The organism is Streptomyces sp. NBC_00306, from assembly GCF_036169555.1.
Lineage (GTDB): Bacteria > Actinomycetota > Actinomycetes > Streptomycetales > Streptomycetaceae > Streptomyces > Streptomyces achmelvichensis.
This window is the reverse complement of sequence record NZ_CP108032.1, coordinates 2,759,425-2,778,616: the sequence shown is the minus strand read 5'-3', so window position 1 is coordinate 2,778,616 and position 19,192 is coordinate 2,759,425. Positions and strand designations below refer to the sequence as shown.

The following is a 19,192-nucleotide window of genomic DNA, read 5'->3' as shown; positions in this document are numbered from 1 at the left end:
CTCTAGCCCTTCACTCCGGTCAGTGTGACGCCCTCGACGAACGCCTTTTGGGCGAAGAAGAAGACGACGATCACAGGGGCCATGACCAGCACGGTCGCGGCCATGGTCAGGTTCCAGTCCGTCTGGTGCGCGCCCTTGAAGGACTCCAGGCCGTAACTGAGGGTCCACGCGGCGGGGTTCTCCGAGGCGTAGATCTGCGGCCCGAAGTAGTCGTTCCAGCAGTAGAAGAAGTGGAACAGCGCCGATGCCGCGATGCCCGGCTTCGCCATCGGCACCACGACCTTCAGCAGGGTCCGCAGTTCCCCGCAGCCGTCGATCCTGGCCGCCTCGGTGTACTCCCGCGGAATCGTCAGCAGGAACTGGCGCAGCAGGAAGATCGTGAACGCGTTGCCGAAGGCGAAGGGGATGATCAACGGCCACAGCGTGCCGGCCAGGTCCATCTGCCGCGCCCAGAACAGATACATGGGGACGATGACCACCTGCGGCGGCAGCATCATCGCCGCGATGACCAGCATCATCATCAGATTCCGGCCCCGGAAGCGGAACTTGGCGAGCGCGTAGGCCACCGGCAGGCTGCTGCCGACCGCGAGGACGGTGCCGAGCCCGGCATACAGCAGCGTGTTGCGCCACCAGGTCAGAAAGCCCGGGGTGTTCCAGACGTCGGCGAAGTTGCCCCACTCCCAGGTGTTCGGCCACAGGTCGCGGGTGAGCGCCTGGTCGTCGCTCATCACGGCGGTCAGGAACACGAACACGAAGGGCAGCAGGAAGAACAGCGACGCGGCGATCGCGAGGGAGTGGACGCCGATCCACTCCAGGGCGGCCCGTCGCCGGGCCGTCCGACGGGCCTCGGTGGCGGCCGTCCCCGGCGCGGTGACCCGGGGATTCTCCAGGGGGGCGAGTGTCGTACGAGTCATCAGTCCTCCGCCGACATGAAGCCACTGCGGCGGCGCATCAGGAACGCCGTGAACACCATGGCGAGTGCGAACAGGACCAGGGCCACGACACAGGCGGCGCCGGTGTCGAAGCGCTGGAACCCGAGGTTGTAGACGACCTGCGGAACGGTCAGCGTGCTCTTCTCCGGATAGCCGGGTTCGAACTGCTGGCCCGATCCGCCGATCACCCCGCTCGCGACCTTCGCCGCCACCAGGGGTTCGGTGTAGTACTGCATGGTCGCGATCACTCCGGTGACCACGGCGAAGAGCACGATCGGCGAGATGCTCGGCAGGGTGACGAAGCGGAACCGCTGCCAGGCGCCGGCGCCGTCCAGTTCGGCCGCCTCGTACTGCTCCTTCGGCACATCGAGGAGCGAGGCCATGAAGATGACCATCAGGTCGCCGATGCCCCACAGCGCGAGGATGGTCAGCGAAGGCTTCGACCAGGCCGCGTCGTTGAACCACTGCGGGGGGTCGAGGCCCACCTTCTCCAGGATGGTGTTGGTCGGGCCGGTGCCGGGGTTGAGCAGGAAGACGAACGCCATGGTCGCGGCGACCGGCGGCGCCAGGTACGGGAGATAGAACAGGGTGCGGAAGACGCCCGCGCCCGTCTTGATCTTGGTGATCAGCAGTCCGATGCCGAGTCCGAAGAGCACCCGCAGCGACACCATCACCAGGACCAGCCACAGGGTGTTGCGCAGCGCCGGCCAGAAGAACGGGTTGTCCTGGAAGACGTACGCCCAGTTCTTGAGGCCCACCCAGGTGGGCGCGGTGAACCCGTCGTACTTCATGAACGAGAAGTAGACGGTCGAGACGAGCGGGTAGAGGAAGAAGACGCAGAGGCCGATCAGCCAGGGGGAGAGGAAGCCGAGGGTGCGAAGCGCCGAGCGGCGGCGCTTCGCCCTCAGTCCCGGCGGGACAGTGCTCATCTCAGCCGGCCTGCTCGTTGTCCTTGTCGACCTGCGCGTCGTTCTTCTTCAGCAGCGCGTCCAGGTCCTTCTGCTTGCCCTGCTCGTAGGAGATGCCGAAGTCCTGGAGTGTCAGCAGGAACGCACCGCCGTTGACCGACGAGGGCGCGTGGGAGGACTTCGGGTGCTGGGCGATGTCGACGAACGTGCGGTACAGCGGGTCGTTGTTCAGCTTCGGCGACTTGAGCGCCGCGACCGTGGAGGGCACGTTGTGGATGGCGTTGGCGAAGGAGACCACCGCGTCCGTGTCGGTGGAGAGGTACTTCACCAGCTCCCAGGCGGCGTTCTTCTTGTCGCTGTTGTTGGCGATGCCGAGGATGGTGCCCGACAGATAACCCTTGCCGTAGTCGGCGACCTGGGCGTCCGGGACCGGGAAGGGGGCCGCGCCGATCTCGAAACCGAGCTCGGCGTCGGTGGCCATCTTGCCGCGCCACTCACCGTCCAGCTGCATGGCGACCTGGCCGGTGTGGAAGGGGTGCTTCGGGCCCCACTCGTCGCCGACGGCGGTACGGAACTTGTTGATCTTCGCGTAGCCGCCGAGGTCGTCGAGCAGCTTCTTCTGCCAGGTGAACATCGCCTTCACGGCCGGGTCCTTCGCCGTGTTGGACTTGCCGTTTTCGTCCAGGTACGTGATACCGAACTGGGAGCCGTAGTGCTCCACCGTGGTCTCGTACGCCTGATAGCTCGGGTTGAAGCCGAGGCGCTCGATGGTGTCGCCCTTGGTCTTGGTGAGCTTCTTCGCCACCTCGGAGAACTCGGACAGCGTCTTCGGCGGGGCCGTGATCCCGGCCTCCTTGAACGCGTCCTTGTTGTAGTAGAGGCCGTACGCGTCGCCGAGCAGCGGCACCGTGCAGCGCTTGCCGTCGTGCTCGGTGTACTTGGCCATCTGCGGCAGGAAGGTCGTGGCGGGGTCGATCTTCGCCTTGTCCAGGAAGGGCTTCAGGTCCGCGAGGGCGTTGGAGGTGCAGAAACGCCCGACGTTGTCGGTGGTGAAGGACGACACGACGTCCGGGCCCTGCGAACCGCCGCCGCGCAGCGCCTGATTGATCTTGTCGTCGGTGATGCCCTTGACGATCTTGACCTTGATGTTGGGGTGCGCGTTCTCGAAGGTCCTGATGTTGGCCTCGATCGCCTTGACCTCGCTGGGGGCGCTCCAGCCGTGCCAGAAGGTGAGCGTGGTCTTCGCTTTCGGATCGTCGCTCGCGCCCGCGTCGGCCGACCCCGTACAGGCGGAGGTGAGCAGGGCTATCGAGGCGGTCGCGGCCAGCGCGACGGCCGAGGTGCGGCGGCTTCTGGGCATGGCTGTGTCTCCCTGGGAGCGGGGTCTTGGGGGCTGGAGCGTTGCGTGGGGTCTCTGGATTCAGCGAGAGGTGTCGAAGACTTCGTCGCGGGTGGTGGCGAGGGCGCTCTCCAACGCCCCGCGCAGGACCGGGTGTTCACGAACGCAGCCGAGGACGAGTCGGGGGCGGGATGCGGCGAGTTCGGCGAGTTCCGCCTGGACGCGGGCTCGCAGCGGCTCCCCGCCGGCGGTGATCACGTCGCCGGACAGGACGACGAGTTCGGGGTCGAGTACGGCGACCATGGAGGCGAGACCGGTGGCGAGCCCGGTCGCGTACGCGTCCAGCAGCAGCCGGTACGGGCCGGAGTCGGCCTCGGCCGCCCGGGCCACCAGCGCGGTCGCCACCTCCGTGTAGTGGCCGTGGCCGACACCCTCGACGCCGAGGTCACGGGCCAGCCGCGGCAGCGCCTGGGCACCGGCCAGCTCCTGGAAGCCGCCGCTGTTGGCCTTGGTCACCTGGCGCACCAGCGGGGTGCCGGGGACCGGGAGGAAGCCGACCTCGCCGGCGCCGCCGGTGAAACCGCGGTGCAGCCGGCCGCCGATGACGAGGGAGGCGCCGAGGCCCTCCTCGTTCCACAGCAGCACGAAGTTCTCATGACCGTGGGCGGCGCCCAGACGCTGCTCGGCGACGGCGACTAGGTTGACGTCGTTCTCGTACTCGACGGGCATCGGCAGCACCGCGGCCAGCTCGTCGAGCAGGGTGGGGGAGTGCCAGCCGGGCAGGTGCGAGGCGTACCGCAGCCGTCCGGTGGACGGGTCGAAGGCGCCGGGGGTGGCGATGACGATGCGGTGGATGTCGGCCCGGGTCAGCCCGGCGGCCTTCACGGCTCCGTCGAGCGCCTCGGTGACCTGCTTGACGACGCTGTCGGCGCGGCGGCCGGGGGTCGGCAGTTCGAACTCGCCGACGGTGGTCCCGGTGATGTCGGCGACCGCGGCGCGGATCCGCAGCGGGGTGACATCGAGTCCGGCGGCGAACGCGGCACCCGCATGGACCGCGTACAGCTGGGCGTTGGGGCCGGGCCGCCCCTCCGTGGTGCCGGTGGCGACCACCAGACCGGCGGACTCCAGCCGTGCCAGCAACTGCGATGCGGTGGGCTTGGAGAGGCCCGTCAGCTTCCCTATCTTGGTGCGCGAGAGCGGACCGTGCTCCAGCAGCAGGTCGAGCGCGGCCCGGTCGTTCATGGCGCGCAGTACGCGCGGTGTACCGGGTGTGGTTCCGGCCACGACGGATGCACCTGCCCTTCGGCTGCGATGTCCTCGACTGCACTGTTAGGAAAGTTTCCTATTCAGTGGGAGGAAAGTAAGCCGCATGTCGGGCGGGCGTCAATGGCCGACGCTCGCGAGGCAACCAAAGCGTTACCTGGACGGCGCCGGACGGGGGCATGCGAACGGGCCCCCGCCGTTCGGCAGGGGCCCGTTCGCCGGGGTCATCGTCCGTCGGTGAGAACCTGGGCGACAGGCGCCCAGTAGCCGGCGAGACCGCCGGCGGTGATCCGGACCATCGGCCGGCCGTTCACGACCGCCCGGCGGTCGAACGGCGCGTTGGACGGCTTGGTGAACTTCACCGTCTTCATCGTGCCGGTGGTCCCGTTCGTACCGAACTTGACGCAGGTGACCTCGACGTTCGCGGGGAAGGTCGCGGTGCGCAGCGGACGGTAGGTGGTCGACACGTACTCGCCGCGCAGGAAGACCTTCGGGTAGGCCTCGCCGATCCACCAGCCCGCGTAGGCACCGGCGTTGATGCGGTAGTAGATACCGCGGCCCTGGATGCGGCGGCGGACGTTCACCGGCGCCTGGGTGGCCTTGGCGAAGGTCACCTTCTTGGTGGCGAGCTGCTTGTCACCCTTCGACGCGGACCAGCCGAAGCTCTTGTCGGCGCCGAGGGTGTCCAGCTTGTAGAGCGTGTGCGTGCCCGCCGCGAAGGCGGCGACGGCCCCGGCCTTGAGGATGTACGCCGGGAAGTCGTCGATGAGCTGGTCGTGCTGGTGCGCGATGCTCGGGCTGCCGGTCTGCCAGTGGAGCTGGCGGAGCAGATTGATGTGGTGCTGGTGGTACGTGGGGGACGGAATACGGTGCGTGTCGCAGTAGTACGAGTACCAGCGGGTGTTGCGCAGCCGCGGGAAGTGGGCGCGCATGGTGGTCAGCGACCCGTCGTACAGCTTCTCCGCCAGCGGGTTGCCGGTCGCCTGGAAGTAGTCCCAGAGGCCGAACATGGCGAAGATCATGCCGTTGTAGGTGTAGTCCGAGACGCCCGGGGCGTCCATCGGATACTCCTGTATCCAGAGGTAGCCGTTCTCGTCCTTGTTGACGGCCCACGGCTTGCCGTCGTCGGCGCGCAGCAGCGAGGCGAAGGCGCCGTCGGCGGCCGCCTTGTAGAGCGTCCGCTCCTGCTCGGTGACCCCGTCGAGCTGGGCGAGCTGAGTGAAGAGGCTGATCGCCTCACCCTGCGCCATGCCGGAGTACCAGGGGGCGCGGTAGGTGATCCCGCTGTGGGCGGCGTGCGCGAAGTTGAAGGGGTACGGGAAGTACCAGGCGCCACGGGCCTCGACGCGCTTCTCGATCAGCCGGCCGGCCTGCGCCTTGGCGCGCTTGAGGAACAGGGCCTTGCGGGCGGGGTCCCGCTCGACGCGGTAGCTGGTGATGCAGCCGAGGCCGAACTGGATCTGGGTGACGGGCTGGTCGTAGCCGGCGGCCGTCTTGCTCGGGCGGTACTGGATGACGCCCTTGGAGTCGAGGTACGTGTGTTCGTTGTCCGGAGAAACGTTTGCCCAGGTGGTGGGACGGTCACGCCAGGGCCTGAGAGCCTCGGGCAGATCGGTCACGCAGCGGAAACCGTCGGCCTTGAACTCGAACGGCAGGACCGTGGGGACGTTGTCCCGCGCGGTCCGCGGCTCCACGGGCTTGTCGGCGTACGGGATCGACGTCCGGGCGCCCGGCCGCGAGATGGTGCCCTCGGCCAGCTGATCGGGCAGCGGCGGCAGCGGCGGCTCGGTGCTGCCCGGCGACGTGGGCAGGCTCAGCGCCAGCGAGCGCGGCATCCCCTGCAGCGGATCCGTCGGAGAGGGCTCGAAGACCCCGGTGGCCATCGCGGTGAACGTGCCGCCCCCGGCGACGGCGGCACCGGCGACGGTGCCTCCGGCCACACGGATGAAGCGTCGGCGACCGATGTCCGCGCGTCTCTTTCCGACCATGACTGGTGGACCCCCCACAGATATGACGCATGACCCCCCACGGGTAACACGCGTAAGCAAGTGCGGGCATCCTACGGGGTGCGTGTAGTAGATGTGACGAATGCGTTCGTCATGTGACCGCGGGGTGAAGGCGCGTCCGGCCTGGCAGGGAGCGGGCGGGGCGCACTGGGCGTGAGCGGTCCGTGTACGAACACCCGTAGTGGTGAGCGGCCGACGAGCGCGAAACGGGCATCCCGGCCGATATGGCCCGGATGCCCGTTCGCGTGGTGCCTCGTCGTCAGTGCTTGCGGCAGGTCCGCCGTCGTGACCTGCGCCGACCCGTTTCTACTTCGAGATGTTCGCCGGCGGCGCGATCGGCGAGGCCGCGAGCGACTGCGGCGACGTCGGGCTCGCCAGGGCCGACGGGGCTGCCATCGAGGCCGACGGGTCCGGGACGGACTCCTCGGCGACCTGCGGGAGGCCGCCGACGATACGGATGCCCGCCGCGTCGAACGCGTGCTTGATCCGCCAGCGCAGCTCTCGCTCCACCCCGAGCGCCTTGCCCGGCATCGTCTTCGCCGAGACCCGGACGGTCATCGACTCCAGCAGCACCTCGGTCAGGCCCAGCACCTGCACCGGGCCCCACAGCTGCTCGTTCCACGGCTCGGCCTTCGCCAGGTCGTCCGCGACCTCGCCGATCACCGCGTTCACCCGGTCCAGCTTCTCCGTCGGGCGGACCGTCACGTCGACCACCGAGGTCGCCCAGCCCTGGCTGAGGTTGCCGATCCGCTTGATCTCGCCGTTGCGGACGTACCAGATCTCGCCGTCGTCACCGCGGAGCTTGGTCACCCGCAGGCCCACCTCTATGACCTCGCCGGAGGCGACGCCCGCGTCGATCGAGTCCCCGACGCCGTACTGGTCCTCCATGATCATGAAGACACCGGAGAGGAAGTCGGTCACGAGATTGCGTGCGCCGAAACCGATCGCGACACCCGCGACACCCGCGGAGGCCAGCAGCGGCGCCAGATCGATCTTGAAGGCGCCGAGGATCATCAGACCCGCTGTGCCGAGAATCACGAAGGACGAGACCGACCGGAGCACCGAACCGATGGCCTCCGAGCGCTGCCGGCGGCGCTCGGCGTTGACCAGGAGACCGCCCAGGGCGGTGCCCTCCACGGCCTGCGCGGACCGGTTCATCCGCGCTATCAGCCGCGTCAGCGCACGGCGCAGGAGCATCCGCAGCACCAGCGCGACGACGATGATCAGGGCGATGCGCAGGCCCGTGTTCAGCCAGGTGGACCAGTTCTGCTCCACCCAGCCTGCGGCGTCTCCGGCCTGCTTGGCGGCCTCGTCGAGCGAGACCGGCTCGGTCGACGGATCGGCTGCCCAGGGGACAGATGACAAGAACGCGGTCACGAGGGAAGCCTCCAGGCATTGCGGACGACGGCCCAACCACACTAACGGGGCATGGCGTGTGCTCCGTTGCCATGTTCGAGGGAGAGACGAGGCTCACCTGGGGATGAAACCCGGGGAGAAAGGCGTCGTATCCCATGTGGTCGAAAACACCTCGAGCCCGTTACCACTACGTGGTGGCGCTCGGAGCAGGCATGAGGAGAGACTGAAGAGCAGATCGTCCCGGCGCGAGCCACGCGCCGCCGGCGTACAAGGAGGCATCCACCGTGCCGCACGTCCTGGTCCTCAACGCGTCGTACGAGCCGCTCGGCGTCGTACCGCTCCGCCGCGCGCTCATCCTCGTCCTGGAGAACAAGGCTCTCTGCCTCGAGGAGTCCGGCGCCTTCATGCACAGTGCCACCCGTGTCATCGCCGCACCCAGCGTCGTCCGGCTGAAGCGGTTCGTACGGGTTCCCTACCGGGGGCCTGTTCCTCTCACCCGCAAAGCACTGTTCGCCCGTGACGGCGGGCGCTGCATGTACTGCGGTGGCGTCGCAACCAGCGTCGACCATGTCGTTCCGCGCAGCCGTGGCGGACAGCACGTCTGGGACAACGTGGTGGCGGCCTGCCGCCGCTGCAACCACGTCAAGGCCGACCGGCACCTGCGGGAACTGGGGTGGCGCCTGCGCCATCAACCCGCGCCGCCGAGCGGACTCGCCTGGCGGATCATCGGGACCGGACATAGGGACCCGCGCTGGCTGCCATACCTGCAGCCGTACGGCGCGGACGACGCGATGGCCCGGATCGACGGCATCCCTGCCTGAGGACCAGGCCTTTTTTGTGCCCCGGTCCGCCCCCAGGGGCGGCCGAAGCGTGTGACGGCGGTCCGCCCCACGGGGCACGGAAGCGCGTGACGGCGGTCGGTGCCGTGCGGCCGCCCGTCCCTCGCGCCCTCGCGCGCCCCCGCACCGCGGCGGCGGGCGGAAGCTGCTCCGCCGAAGCTGTTCCGCGGAAGCTATTCCGCGACCGCGTAGGCCTCCACCGACCACAGCGAGTAGCCGTACTGCGTGGCCCGCGCCTCGCCCTGGACCCGGACGAAGCGGGTGTCGCGCGCGTCCATGCGGACCGACTCGCGTCCGCCCCCGCCGTCCTGGACCGTCGCCGCGGTGCGCCAGGTGCGGCCGTCCGCCGAGACCTGGATGCGGTACTTCTTCGCGTACGCGTCCTGCCAGTGCAGCACCACCTGGCCGACGCGGGCCGGGCGGGCGAGCTCCAGCTGCCACCAGGCGCCGTCCTCGGCGGGGGAGGACCAGCGGGTCTTCGCATCACCGTCGACCGCGGCCGGGGCCGGGAAGTCGGGCGTCTCGTCGCCCGACGAGGACGCGGCGGCGCCGCTCTCCCGCGCCAGGTCCGGACCTCCGGTGCGCGGATAGGCGCGCACCGTCAGCGTGCGCTCCTGGCCGCCGAAGGAGAGCGGCACCCGGTACTCACCGGCCGGCGTGCCCGCCGGGACGGACACCTCGACCGGCACGGTCGTGCGCAGGCCGCGCGGGACCGTCGTCTCCTTCGGCACCGTCACCTTGATCCCGGCCGGGGCCTTCGCCGTGAGCGTGCCGCGCACCTCGCCCGGCCGCTGCGGGGTCAGCCGGACTCCGGCCCGCTGCGGACCGCCGCCGATCTCCGCGTCGGTCTCGTCGCGCACCAGGTCGAGTCCGGCGGGCGGCTCGTCGGCGAACCACGGCACCAGCGACCGCACGGCCACGGGCTCGGCGCCGTCCGGGACGACGCGCACCGCGTCCGCCCGCAGGCCCTTCGCGTCGGCCTGGGTCCAGCCGCTCGGCGAGAGGGCGGCGAGCGGGCGCCAGCCCTGGCCGGGGACGTGTGCCTCCAGCCGGCCGGGCGCGGTGCCCGGTGTGGTCATCGCGGTGACCGCGCCCACCGGACGGGCCCGGCCGAGGTGGACGGTGTCCTCGCCGGCGGTGCCGGCGACACGGTCCGCGCCCGTCCAGGCCGCCGACTCCTTCACGGCCCGGTCCACGAACGGCTTCAGCACACCCTTGCCGACAGTGACCTGCCCGGCCGCCAGCTCCTTGCGCAGCGGCTCCAGGTCCAGCGAGGCGCGCCAGGCGGTGACGCCGTCGCCGCGGGACTGCGCCTGGAGCATGTCGACCGAGAGCTCACCGGCCCGTCCGTAGCGCGACAACTGCTCCAGCCACGGCCGCACTTCGTCGTCCAGCAGCCCGTCCGCGGGGCGCTTCAGGCGCTCGGGCGCCTCCCGCATCACGGTGAAGGCGGCGCGCAGCCCGGCGGCCGCGCGGTCCCGGGCGGCGGCGTCGGTGCCGGTACGCGTGCGCCAGAAGTCGTTCAGAAGCGGCTGGAGGTAGCCGGACTCGGTGGGGCTGAGGATGGACGAGGAGTGATTGCCCGCCAGGGCGGTGAGCGCCTCGCGGGTCTTCGTGTCGCCGCCCGCGAGGTCGTTTATCGCGGCCCGCCAGGATTCCTGCGGCCGGTACCCCTTCGGGTTCCAGGCGTAGTCCGCGGCGGTGAACAGCGGGATGCGGGAGGCGGACGCCTGCTCCATCGCGTTGGCCAGCAGGGCGACGGAGCCGGTCGCCACCGCGGGCTCCCGGCCGGTGTAGGGGCCGAGGAAGATCCGGTCCTGCGCGTAGTCGTTGACCGGGTAGTTGTCCATGGTGACGAGCGGGTGCTTGAACGCCTCGCGCGCGCCGGTCAGTTCCTGTCCGGTGATGGTGCGCGGCACGACGCCGACACCCGTCCAGGCCACCTGGACGCGGCTGTCGAGTTTCTCGGCCAGCGCCCGCCGGTAATCGGTGGCGCCGTCCTGGTAGAACTCCGTCGGCATCAGCGACAGGGGTGCGGCGTCCGGGTGCCGATCCGCCAGATGCCGCGCCACCGCGCCGGCCACCCGGGCCTGCGCGCGCGCCGCCGCTTCCGGGCCCGAGCCGAAGGCGTCCGCGTCCGCACCGCAGTGCCACTCGCTGTAGCTGACGTCCTGGAACTGGAGCTGGAACGCCCGCACACCCAGCGCCCACATGGCGTCGATCTTGCGGGTCAGCGCCTTGATGTCGCCGTCCTTGGCCATGCACATCTCCTGCCCGGGCGCGACGGCCCAGGCGAGGGTGATGTGGTTGCGCCGCGCCCGCTCGGCCAGTTCGCGGAACTCGGCGCGCTGGGCCGCCGGGTAGGGGTCGCGCCAGCGCGCCTGCCGGAACAGGTCGTCGCCCGGGGCGTAGAGGTACCGGTTCTGCTTGGTGCGACCCATGAAGTCGATCTGGGCGAGCCGCCGGCGGTGGCTCCACGGCTGCCCGTAGAAGCCCTCCGTCATCCCGCGCACCGCCGTGCCCGGCCAGTCGCGTACGACGACTCCCGCGACGGTCCTGCCCGCCGCCGCACCGCCCCGGCGTTCGGTGATCAGCTGCCGCAGCGTCTGGACGCCGTGGAACAGACCGTCCTCGCCGATGCCGTCGAGCGCGACCGTGTCACGGCCCTGGACGGTGCCGACGGCGATCCGGTAGCCGCCCGCGGGCAGATCGGTGCGTTCGGGCGAGCGCAGGGCGCGCAGGGCGTCCTGGGCGCCTGTCCCGCCGACGCGCACGACCGGGCCGCGGCCCGGTGCCGTGGTGTAGAGGGTGCGCACGCCCGCGTCGCGCAGCAGTTGCTGCGCGAGCTCCACGGCATGGGGATCCGCGCCTTCGCCGGCGATGACCGTCGCCTCGTCGCCGAGCGGTATCGCGGGCCCGGCGGCCGCCATCCGCTGCGGACGCGGCCACACGGCGGGCAGCGCGGACTCGCCCTCGGGGTCCTTGGCCGTACGGACGGGGGTGCCGGGGTCGCCCGGCGCGGCGACCGCGCCCTGCGCACCCCCGAGGAGACCTCCGATGACGGCGACGGCGACAGCCGTGGCCGTACGCCTGCTGCGCGCGAGCCGCACGCCGGTCTCCCCTCGTCCCCTTGCCGTACCGGTCGGTTCGAGCCCACCACCACCGCACGGAGGGTGTCAATGCGCACGGCCGTTGTGCACCATTTGCCGGGCGGTATGGGTGGTGTGATCCAACTGGGGCCGCCGGAACGGGATGTGACAGGAAACACGAGGAGGGCCTCGACACGTCTGCCGTCGCGCCCGCTGGGTAGGGCTCGTGTGACCCGTTACCGTCAGTTTGGAGTGACCGTCGTGGCCGCATCCGCTCATCTGCTGCTTTCCGCCCTGTCCAAACAGGTCCCGGGCCCCGGCCCGCTGACCAGTGAACCCCCGCTGCCCGACGTAGCCCCCCTGACCAGCGAACCCCCGCTCGCCGACATCACGCCCCTCACCAGCGAGCCGACCGCCGCCCGGACCGCCGGCGGCACGGAGTCCCCAGGAGTCTGAATGGGCCTTGCCCGGCTCGCCGCGCTGCACGGAGTCGCCACCGACCACACGCCCTCCGAGGGTGTGACCGTCCCCGTTCCCGAGACCACGGTCGTCGCCGTCCTCGCCGCGCTCGGCGTCGACGCGTCCGGCGACGCGGCCGTCCGGGACGCGCTGGACCATGCCGAATCCGTCGCCGCGAGCCGGCTGCTGCCCCCGACCGTGGTCCTGTGGCGCGAGGACACCGCGCCCTTCTCCCTGCCGCGCGCGCTCGCCGAGCTGCCCGCGGGCACGGCCCTGCGCATCGACATCGAGGACGCCGCTGACGACGAGCCGGCCGTCGAGTGGCTGACCGGGCGCGCGGAGGACGGAGCAGCGCCCGCCGGTATGGCCGAGGGCACTGCCGGACAGGCCGAGGCCGTCGCCCCGTCCTGGGCGGAACTGCCCTGCGGTGTACACCAGTTGCGGGCCGAGGCGCCCGACGGCCGCACCGCCCGCAGCGCGCTCGTCGTCGCGCCCGCCGCCGTGCCGCAGCCCGACGGCCGTTCCCACGGCTTCCTGGTCCAGCTCTACTCCCTGCTCTCCGACCGGTCCTGGGGGATGGGCGACCTCGGGGACCTGGCCGAGCTCGCCACCTGGTCCGGGCGCGCGCTCGGCGCCGGCTTCGTGCAGGTCAACCCGTTGCACGCGGCCGTGCCCGGAGCACCCACGGACCCCTCGCCGTACCGGCCCTCGTCCCGCCGCTTCCCCGACCCCGTCCATCTGCGCATCGAGAACATCCCCGAGTACGGATACGTGGACGAGCGCGCCCGGGAACGGCTGGGCGAGCTGCGCGAGAAGGCCGCCGGTCTGCGCACCGCCGTACTCCAGAAGGGCGCGTTGATCGACCGGGACGCGGTGTGGGAGCTGAAGCGCGAGGCCCTGGACCTGGTGCAGCGTGTGCCGCTCGGGCCCGGCCGCCGCGCCGCCTACTGGGACTTCCTGTCCGCCCAGGGCCGCGCGCTGGAGGACCACGCCACCTGGTGCGCCCTCGCCGAGGTGCACGGCTCGGACTGGCACACCTGGCCCGAGGAGCTCAAGGACCCCCGCTCGGCGGAGACCGCCCGTGCCCGGCACGAGCTGATGGACCGGGTCGACTTCCACTGCCGGCTCGCCTGGCTCACCGACCAGCAACTGGCCGCGGCGGGACAGGCGGCCCGCGAGGCGGGCATGGGCGTCGGCATCGTCCACGACCTGGCCGTCGGCGTGCATCCGGGCGGCGCGGACGCCTGGGCCCAGCGCGACGCCTTCGCCGCCGGGATGTCGGTCGGCGCACCGCCGGACGCCTTCAACGCACGCGGCCAGGACTGGGGTCTGCCACCGTGGCGGCCCGACGTGCTCGCCGCCTCCGGATACGCCCCGTACCGCGGTCTGCTGCGGGGTCTGCTGAAGAACGCCGGTGCCCTGCGCATCGACCATGTCATGGGCCTGTTCCGGCTCTGGTGGGTCCCCGAGGGCAGTCCGCCCACCGAGGGCACCTACGTCCGCTACGACGCCGAGGCGATGCTGGCCGTTCTCGTGCTGGAGGCCCACCGCGCCGGGGCCGTGGTCATAGGGGAGGACCTCGGCACCGTCGAGCCGGGCGTCCGGGAGGCCCTCACCCGCCGCGGTGTGCTGGGCACTTCCGTGCTCTGGTTCGAACGGGACTGGTCGCGCACCGGCCGCCCGCTGCCGCCCGAACAGTGGCGCGAGGGCTGTGTGGCCACCGCGACGACGCACGATCTGCCGTCCACCGCGGCCCGGCTGACCGGTGAGCACGTGGAGCTGCGCCACCGGCTCGGGCTGCTCACCCGTCCTCTGGAGCAGGAGCGTACTCAGGAGCTGGCGGACGTCGGCGAATGGCTCGCGCTGCTCAGCGGTCTCGGCCTGCTGCCCGAGGGCACGAGCGACGAGGAGGGGCAGATCCGCGCGGTCTACCGCTTCCTGCTGCGGACACCCGCCCGGATGGTCGGGGTCTGGCTGCCCGACGCGGTGGGGGACCGGCGTCCGCAGAATCTGCCCGGCACCTGGGACGAGTACCCGAACTGGCGGCTGCCGGTCGCGGACGCCGAGGGCCACCCGATGACGCTGGAGGAGCTGGCCGCCTCACCCCGGCTGCATGCGCTGATGGAGGTCTTCGGTCCCCGTACGGCACCCCCGGACGCGCGCCCGGCTTAGGCGTTCGCTACTTTTGGCACCGTGGACAAGAAGAACGCTTTGCGCGCCGGCGCCGTCGCGGCCGGTACGACGCTGATGATGCTGCTCCTGTCGTCGCCCGCGGTCGCCTCGATGCGTGACGACGGCGACGACCCGGGCCCGGGCCTGAGTGTGGCCGAGACGCTGGGTCTGTTCGTCGCCGCGCCGGTGGGCATCTTCCTGCTGATCGTGGGCCTGGTGATGGTGCTCGACAAGTCCAGGAAGCAGACCTGACCGCGAGGTAGCTGCACCGACATTCTCCGGGGCGCCCCCGGGGTGCGCACGCACCCCTGGGGCGCCCTTGTCGTGCCCGGACGTGTCTCGTTCCTCGGATCGTTCAGTTTTCCTTCAAGGAATGATCGAAAGTTTTCGATGGACCTAAGCGTTCCGTCGCTGCGACGGTGGCTCACGTAACCCCAGTCGACCCCTTCGGGGGAGAGGTGCGTGACAGCCGATGACAGTCCTCGACCATGACCACGTCCGCAGCAGCGGGACGACGCCGGCGGAAAGGGTGCGACGGGCCTCCGGGCTCGGGCTCCTGCTCGCCGCCGTCGCGACGGTCGTCTGGTCGGGGAGCTTCGTCACCTCGCGGGCCCTCCACGAGACGGTTCCCCCGGTGCAGGCCGCCTTCTGGCGCTGGGTGGTGGCGATCGTCGCCGTGGCGCCGTTCGCGGCACGCGAGACCTGGCGGCAACGGGCCCTGATCCGCCGCCACTTCGGCCGGATCACCCTCGCCGCGCTCCTCGGCGTCACGGTCTACAACACGCTCGTCAACCAGGCCGGCGTGACCACGACCGCCGGGAACATGGGCATGATCATGGCCGCGTCGCCCGTCGTGATGGCGGTGTACGAACGCGTCGGCGGCCGGCGGCTCGGGCCGCGCCGGGTGGCCGGAATGACGGTCGCCCTGCTGGGTGTCCTGCTGCTCGTCGGCGACGGGTCCCCGATTCCGTCCTTCGGCACCGGTGACCTGTGGATGTTCGGAGCCGCGCTCAGCTTCGCCTCGTACAGCGCCCTGCTGCGACGGCGGCCCGCCGAGATCGGCGGACCGGCCTTCCTGTTCACGACCTTCGTCCTCGGCGCGCTGATGCTGGCCCCGGCGTACGGCGTCAGCCTCGCCGTCCAGGGCGGGTTCGCCGTGACGGCGGGCACCGCGGGGCCGCTGGTGTATGTCGGGGTCTTCTCCTCCGCGATCGCCTTTTTCGCATGGAACAAGGCGATCGCCCTCATCGGCGCGGCCCGCGCGGGAATCGTCTACTACCTCCAGCCCGTGTGCGTGGCGGCTCTTTCCCTCGTCCTGCTCGACGAGCCGACGGGGCCGCTGCAACTGCTGTGCATGGCCCTGATCCTCGGCGGGGTGGCGCTGGGGTCGAGCAGGGGCCGGTGAGGCTGCGGGAAAAGGGCCTTGCGGTGACCACTACAGATGAAGCACTATGGATGTCGTGGTCAGGGGATCTGGCCGCCCCTCGTTCCCCGACGAACAGGACCCGGTGTGCGCAAGCTCGTGTACTACATCGCCTCCTCCGTCGACGGCTTCATCGCGGACCCCGCAGGCGACGGCAACATCTATCCGATCAGTGAGGAGTTCACCCGGTACGCGACGACGCAGTACCCCGAGACCCTCCCCACGTACATACGCCGGCTGCTCGGCATCGAGCGCGCGGAGAACGTCCGCTTCGACACCTTGCTGATGGGCCGCGGCACCTACCAGCTCGCGCTGGACATGGGCGTGACCAGCCCCTACGCCCATATGCGGCAGTACGTCGTCTCCCGCAGCCTGAAGGCGTCGCCCGACCCGGCGGTGGAGCTGGTCCCCGAGGACCCGGTCGCCGCGGTCCGCGACCTCAAGGCGCAGGACGGCCTGGACATCTACCTCTGCGGTGGCGGAGTCCTCGCGGGGCAGTTGCGCGAAGAGATCGACGAACTGCATGTGAAGACCTACCCCGTGCTGCTCGGTTCCGGTATCCCGATGTTCTCCGCGGACTTCGCCGTGAGCGACCTCGCGGTGACGAGCAGCCGGGTCTTCGACAACGGGATGATCTTCACCACGTACGCGATGAAGCGCCAGTACGGGACAGCCCCCAGCCGCGCCCCGGATACGGTGCGGACATGACCGAGTGGGACATCAGGAAGCTCCGGATCCTCCGCACGCTGGGCGAGCGGGGGACCGTGACGGCCACCGCCGAGGCGCTGCTGATGACCCCCTCGGCCGTCTCGCAGCAGCTCGCCAACCTCGCCAAGCAGCTGGGCGTTCCGCTGCTGGAGGCGCACGGCCGCCGCGTCCGGCTCACCGACGCCGCTCATCTCGTCCTGCGGCACGCGGAGGCCGTCTTCGCCCAACTGGAACGGGCGGAAGCCGAGTTGACCGGTTATCTGCACGGCGAGGTGGGGGAGGTGCGCCTTGCCGCCTTCTCGACGGCCGTGCCCGCACTGGTCGTACCGGCGGTCCAGCGGCTGCGCAGCGACCACCCGGCACTGGAGGTACGCGTCCGCGAGGCGGAGGCAGCGGAGGCCTACGACCTGCTCCTCGCCGGTGAGGTGGACGTGGCCCTGTCGCTGGCCGCGCACGCGCCGACCGCGCGCGACCCGAAGTTCAGCCGCGTCCCGCTGCTCGCCGACCCCCTGGACGTGGCCCTGCCCGCCGGTCACCCGCTGGCCACGGCGCCGGCCCTGCGGCTGGCGGACCTGTCCGGCGAGCCCTGGATCTTCGGCGGCAGCGGGCCCTGGTCCGAGATCACGCTCGCGGCGTGCGAGGCCGCGGGCTTCGTCCCCGAACAGGCGCACTCGGCCGCGGGCTGGACGGCGATCCTCGCGATGGTCGAGGCGGGGATGGGCGTCGCGCTGGTCCCACGGATGGCGACGGCGGAGCGGGACGCGCGGCCGGGCGTGGTGTTGCGGGCACCCACCGCCGACCAGCCGCGGCGGCACGTCGTGGCGGCGGTGCGCAGCGGAGCGGAGGAGGGGCGGGGCGCCGGGAGGGTGCTGGACGCGCTGAGGAGCGTGGCCGCGGGACGGACGCCCTGACGCGCCGGTCCGCCCCAGGTCCTAGAGCTGCGCCGCGAACGGCCTCTCGCGCCGGGCGTCCCGCAGCACCGAGCCCCACCACACCAGCCGGTCCAGCATCACCTTCGCCGCCCCCGCCGGGCCCTCGGGCTCCTTGAGCGTGCCGTCCTGGTCGAACAGCAGGTAGTAGCGCGGGAAGGACACGACGTCCCGCAGCGTGTGCGCGTGCAGTTCCCCGAAGACCTGGCGCAGCTGTTCCATCGCCAGAATGCCGCCGCTGCCCCCGCTGTAGCCCACGAAGCCGACCGGTTTGGCCTGCCATTGCGTGTAGTGCCAGTCGACGGCCGCCTTCAGGGATGCCGGGAAGCTGCGGTTGTACTCGGGCGTCACCACGACGACCGCGTCCGCCGCCCCCAGCCGCCGTGTCAGGTCCGCCATCCCGTCCGGGCGGGCCATGTCGGGCTCCAGCGCGGGAGGCACGGGCGGCAGTTCCAGCGGCAGCGGCGTATCCGCCAGATCGATCACATCGACGGTGAACGCGCCGTGCTGCTCGGCCTGTTCGGCGAACCAGCGCGCCACCACCGGACCGAACCTCCCCTCCCGGACACTGCCGATGATCACCGCGAGTCGCAGAGGCGCTTCGGACGCGAGGTCGGACACGAGGTCGGACATGAGGTGCTCCTTGTCGAACGGCCCGGCCGGCCGGCCGGGGTGTCCCACCAACCTGCGCTCCGGCGCCCGTGCCAGGAAGACCGGGCCGATGCTGGTAGTGGCAGGGCCACGATCCGGCCGGCCACGGCTGTTACGTTCGAATGGTGAGCGACAACGAGCTTGGCCTCTTCCTGCGGACGCGCCGCGAAGCCGTCACACCCGCCGAGGTGGGCCTGCCGGCCGGCTCCCGCCGCCGTACGCCCGGTCTGCGCCGCTCCGAGGTGGCCACCCTCGCGGGCGTGAGCGTCGAGTACGTGACCCGGCTGGAACAGGGGCGCGACCGCAGGCCGTCCCCGCAGGTGCTGTCCGCGCTCGCCGAGGCGCTGCGGCTCACCCCGGCCGAACGTATGCATCTGCACCGGCTGATCAAGGCGGCGGACGGCGGGTTCACCTGCCGCGGGGACGCGGGACCGAGCAGAACGGTCCGCCCCACCGTCCGCGCCCTGATGGAGCGGCTGGAGCCCGCGCCCGCCGTGCTGCTGAACCGGCTGAGCGACCAGCTCGCCTGGACGGACGGCTACGCCCGTCTCGCCGGACCCGCCGGACTGCTGGACGGCACTCCGCCCAATCTCGCGCGCTTCGTGTTCACCGACGCGCGGGCACGGACGCTCTACCCCGACTGGGACCCGGTCGCGGACGAACTGGTCGCCACGCTCAAGGAGGGCCCGTTCCGCGCGGACCCCCATATCGCCCTCCTCGCGGACGAGTTGGCGCTCACCGCGGGCACCGGCTTCTCGGCGCGGGTGGAGAGCCTCCCGGGTCTGCCGAGGCCGACGGGCGTGACCCGGTGGGCACACCCCGAGGCGGGTGAACTGCGCCTCGCCCACGAGACGCTGGAGCTGCCGGCAGACGACGACCAGCGCCTGCTGATCCATCTCCCGGCCGACGACGTCACGGCCACTGCCCTCGACCGCCTCACGGGGCGCCGGCCGGGCGGCCTGCGCGCGGTCTGAGGCGACGGCCGCCCCCAGAGCACGCCGAAGGCCCAGGAACCCGAAGGCCCCGGAGAACGCGAAGGCGCCCGGACCCTGCGGTCCGGGCGCCTTGAAGCGCGGCCGTCGTTCGGACGTCACCGCGGCGGCCCGGTGCGTCCGGAC

General features: G+C 71.3%; 16 protein-coding genes. 8 read left to right on the top strand and 8 right to left on the bottom strand.

Translation table 11 applies throughout. From position 1 onward, the window contains the following. Positions 1 to 2 precede the first annotated feature (2 nt). The 6 genes from OHA05_RS12255 to OHA05_RS12230 form a co-directional block, all read right to left on the bottom strand. Complete coding sequence (locus OHA05_RS12255) at positions 3 to 914, bottom strand: carbohydrate ABC transporter permease (protein ID WP_313946278.1); 912 nt, start codon at positions 912 to 914, stop codon at positions 3 to 5. Then, entirely contained in the window at positions 914 to 1,861 is a 948-nt protein-coding gene (locus OHA05_RS12250) for a carbohydrate ABC transporter permease (protein WP_313946279.1), read from the bottom strand. Before OHA05_RS12250 ends, OHA05_RS12255 begins: the two co-directional genes overlap by 1 nt. Position 1,862: 1 nt before the next feature. Then, entirely contained in the window at positions 1,863 to 3,200 is a 1,338-nt protein-coding gene (locus OHA05_RS12245; protein ID WP_328860579.1) for an ABC transporter substrate-binding protein, read from the bottom strand. A 60-nt stretch (positions 3,201 to 3,260) separates the two neighbouring features. Beyond that, complete coding sequence (locus OHA05_RS12240; RefSeq protein ID WP_328860578.1) at positions 3,261 to 4,463, bottom strand: ROK family transcriptional regulator; 1,203 nt, start codon at positions 4,461 to 4,463, stop codon at positions 3,261 to 3,263. Positions 4,464 to 4,666: 203 nt separating this feature from the next. Beyond that, on the bottom strand, positions 4,667 to 6,382 hold the full coding sequence (locus OHA05_RS12235; RefSeq protein WP_328860577.1) for a D-glucuronyl C5-epimerase family protein: 1,716 nt from the start codon (positions 6,380 to 6,382) through the stop codon (positions 4,667 to 4,669). 372 nt (positions 6,383 to 6,754) lie between these two features. Beyond that, positions 6,755 to 7,825 (bottom strand): mechanosensitive ion channel family protein, encoded by a 1,071-nt coding sequence (locus OHA05_RS12230; protein WP_328860576.1) that lies wholly within the window; start codon positions 7,823 to 7,825, stop codon positions 6,755 to 6,757. 263 nt (positions 7,826 to 8,088) lie between these two features. On the opposite strand from OHA05_RS12230, the gene OHA05_RS12225 reads away from it, so the two are divergent. Further along, a complete protein-coding gene (locus tag OHA05_RS12225) occupies positions 8,089 to 8,625 on the top strand; it encodes an HNH endonuclease (protein WP_313946284.1) in 537 nt (178 codons plus the stop codon). 191 nt (positions 8,626 to 8,816) lie between these two features. On the opposite strand, the gene OHA05_RS12220 is transcribed toward OHA05_RS12225, so the two are convergent. Further along, positions 8,817 to 11,753: a beta-N-acetylglucosaminidase domain-containing protein gene (locus tag OHA05_RS12220; protein WP_328860575.1), complete on the bottom strand. Its 2,937-nt coding sequence runs from the start codon at positions 11,751 to 11,753 to the stop codon at positions 8,817 to 8,819. Between the two features lie 240 nt (positions 11,754 to 11,993). Here OHA05_RS12220 and OHA05_RS12215 point away from each other — a divergent pair, with 240 nt between their 5' ends. From OHA05_RS12215 to OHA05_RS12190, 6 genes are all read left to right on the top strand, one after another. Next, positions 11,994 to 12,188, top strand: a complete 195-nt coding sequence (locus OHA05_RS12215) for a hypothetical protein (RefSeq protein ID WP_313946286.1) — start codon at positions 11,994 to 11,996, stop codon at positions 12,186 to 12,188. Beyond that, positions 12,189 to 14,363 (top strand): 4-alpha-glucanotransferase, encoded by a 2,175-nt coding sequence (gene malQ, locus OHA05_RS12210; protein ID WP_313946287.1) that lies wholly within the window; start codon positions 12,189 to 12,191, stop codon positions 14,361 to 14,363. 21 nt (positions 14,364 to 14,384) lie between these two features. Next, positions 14,385 to 14,615: a hypothetical protein gene (locus OHA05_RS12205; RefSeq protein ID WP_313946288.1), complete on the top strand. Its 231-nt coding sequence runs from the start codon at positions 14,385 to 14,387 to the stop codon at positions 14,613 to 14,615. 220 nt (positions 14,616 to 14,835) lie between these two features. After that, positions 14,836 to 15,768: a DMT family transporter gene (locus OHA05_RS12200; protein ID WP_313946289.1), complete on the top strand. Its 933-nt coding sequence runs from the start codon at positions 14,836 to 14,838 to the stop codon at positions 15,766 to 15,768. Between the two features lie 105 nt (positions 15,769 to 15,873). Further along, positions 15,874 to 16,494, top strand: a complete 621-nt coding sequence (locus OHA05_RS12195) for a dihydrofolate reductase family protein (RefSeq protein ID WP_328860574.1) — start codon at positions 15,874 to 15,876, stop codon at positions 16,492 to 16,494. Next, positions 16,491 to 17,405 carry a LysR family transcriptional regulator gene (locus OHA05_RS12190; protein ID WP_313946291.1) on the top strand — a complete coding sequence of 305 codons (915 nt, stop codon included), beginning with the start codon at positions 16,491 to 16,493 and terminating at the stop codon, positions 17,403 to 17,405. Before OHA05_RS12195 ends, OHA05_RS12190 begins: the two co-directional genes overlap by 4 nt. Before the next feature lie 21 nt (positions 17,406 to 17,426). Here OHA05_RS12190 and OHA05_RS12185 read toward each other — a convergent pair whose 3' ends face one another. After that, positions 17,427 to 18,056, bottom strand: a complete 630-nt coding sequence (locus OHA05_RS12185; RefSeq protein WP_328860573.1) for an NADPH-dependent FMN reductase — start codon at positions 18,054 to 18,056, stop codon at positions 17,427 to 17,429. 143 nt (positions 18,057 to 18,199) lie between these two features. Here OHA05_RS12185 and OHA05_RS12180 point away from each other — a divergent pair, with 143 nt between their 5' ends. Beyond that, positions 18,200 to 19,048, top strand: a complete 849-nt coding sequence (locus tag OHA05_RS12180; RefSeq protein ID WP_328860572.1) for a helix-turn-helix domain-containing protein — start codon at positions 18,200 to 18,202, stop codon at positions 19,046 to 19,048. Positions 19,049 to 19,192 lie beyond the last annotated feature (144 nt).

What these genes read in the sequence shown, in the direction of transcription:
- OHA05_RS12255 (WP_313946278.1), bottom strand. Translation starts at nt 914, where the DNA reads ATGACTCGTACGACACTCGCCCCCCTGGAGAATCCCCGGGTCACCGCG.
- OHA05_RS12245 (WP_328860579.1), bottom strand. Translation starts at nt 3,200, where the DNA reads ATGCCCAGAAGCCGCCGCACCTCGGCCGTCGCGCTGGCCGCGACCGCC.
- OHA05_RS12200 (WP_313946289.1), top strand. Translation starts at nt 14,836, where the DNA reads ATGACAGTCCTCGACCATGACCACGTCCGCAGCAGCGGGACGACGCCG.
- OHA05_RS12250 (WP_313946279.1), bottom strand. Translation starts at nt 1,861, where the DNA reads ATGAGCACTGTCCCGCCGGGACTGAGGGCGAAGCGCCGCCGCTCGGCG.
- OHA05_RS12190 (WP_313946291.1), top strand. Translation starts at nt 16,491, where the DNA reads ATGACCGAGTGGGACATCAGGAAGCTCCGGATCCTCCGCACGCTGGGC.
- malQ (WP_313946287.1), top strand. Translation starts at nt 12,189, where the DNA reads ATGGGCCTTGCCCGGCTCGCCGCGCTGCACGGAGTCGCCACCGACCAC.
- OHA05_RS12185 (WP_328860573.1), bottom strand. Translation starts at nt 18,056, where the DNA reads ATGTCCGACCTCGTGTCCGACCTCGCGTCCGAAGCGCCTCTGCGACTC.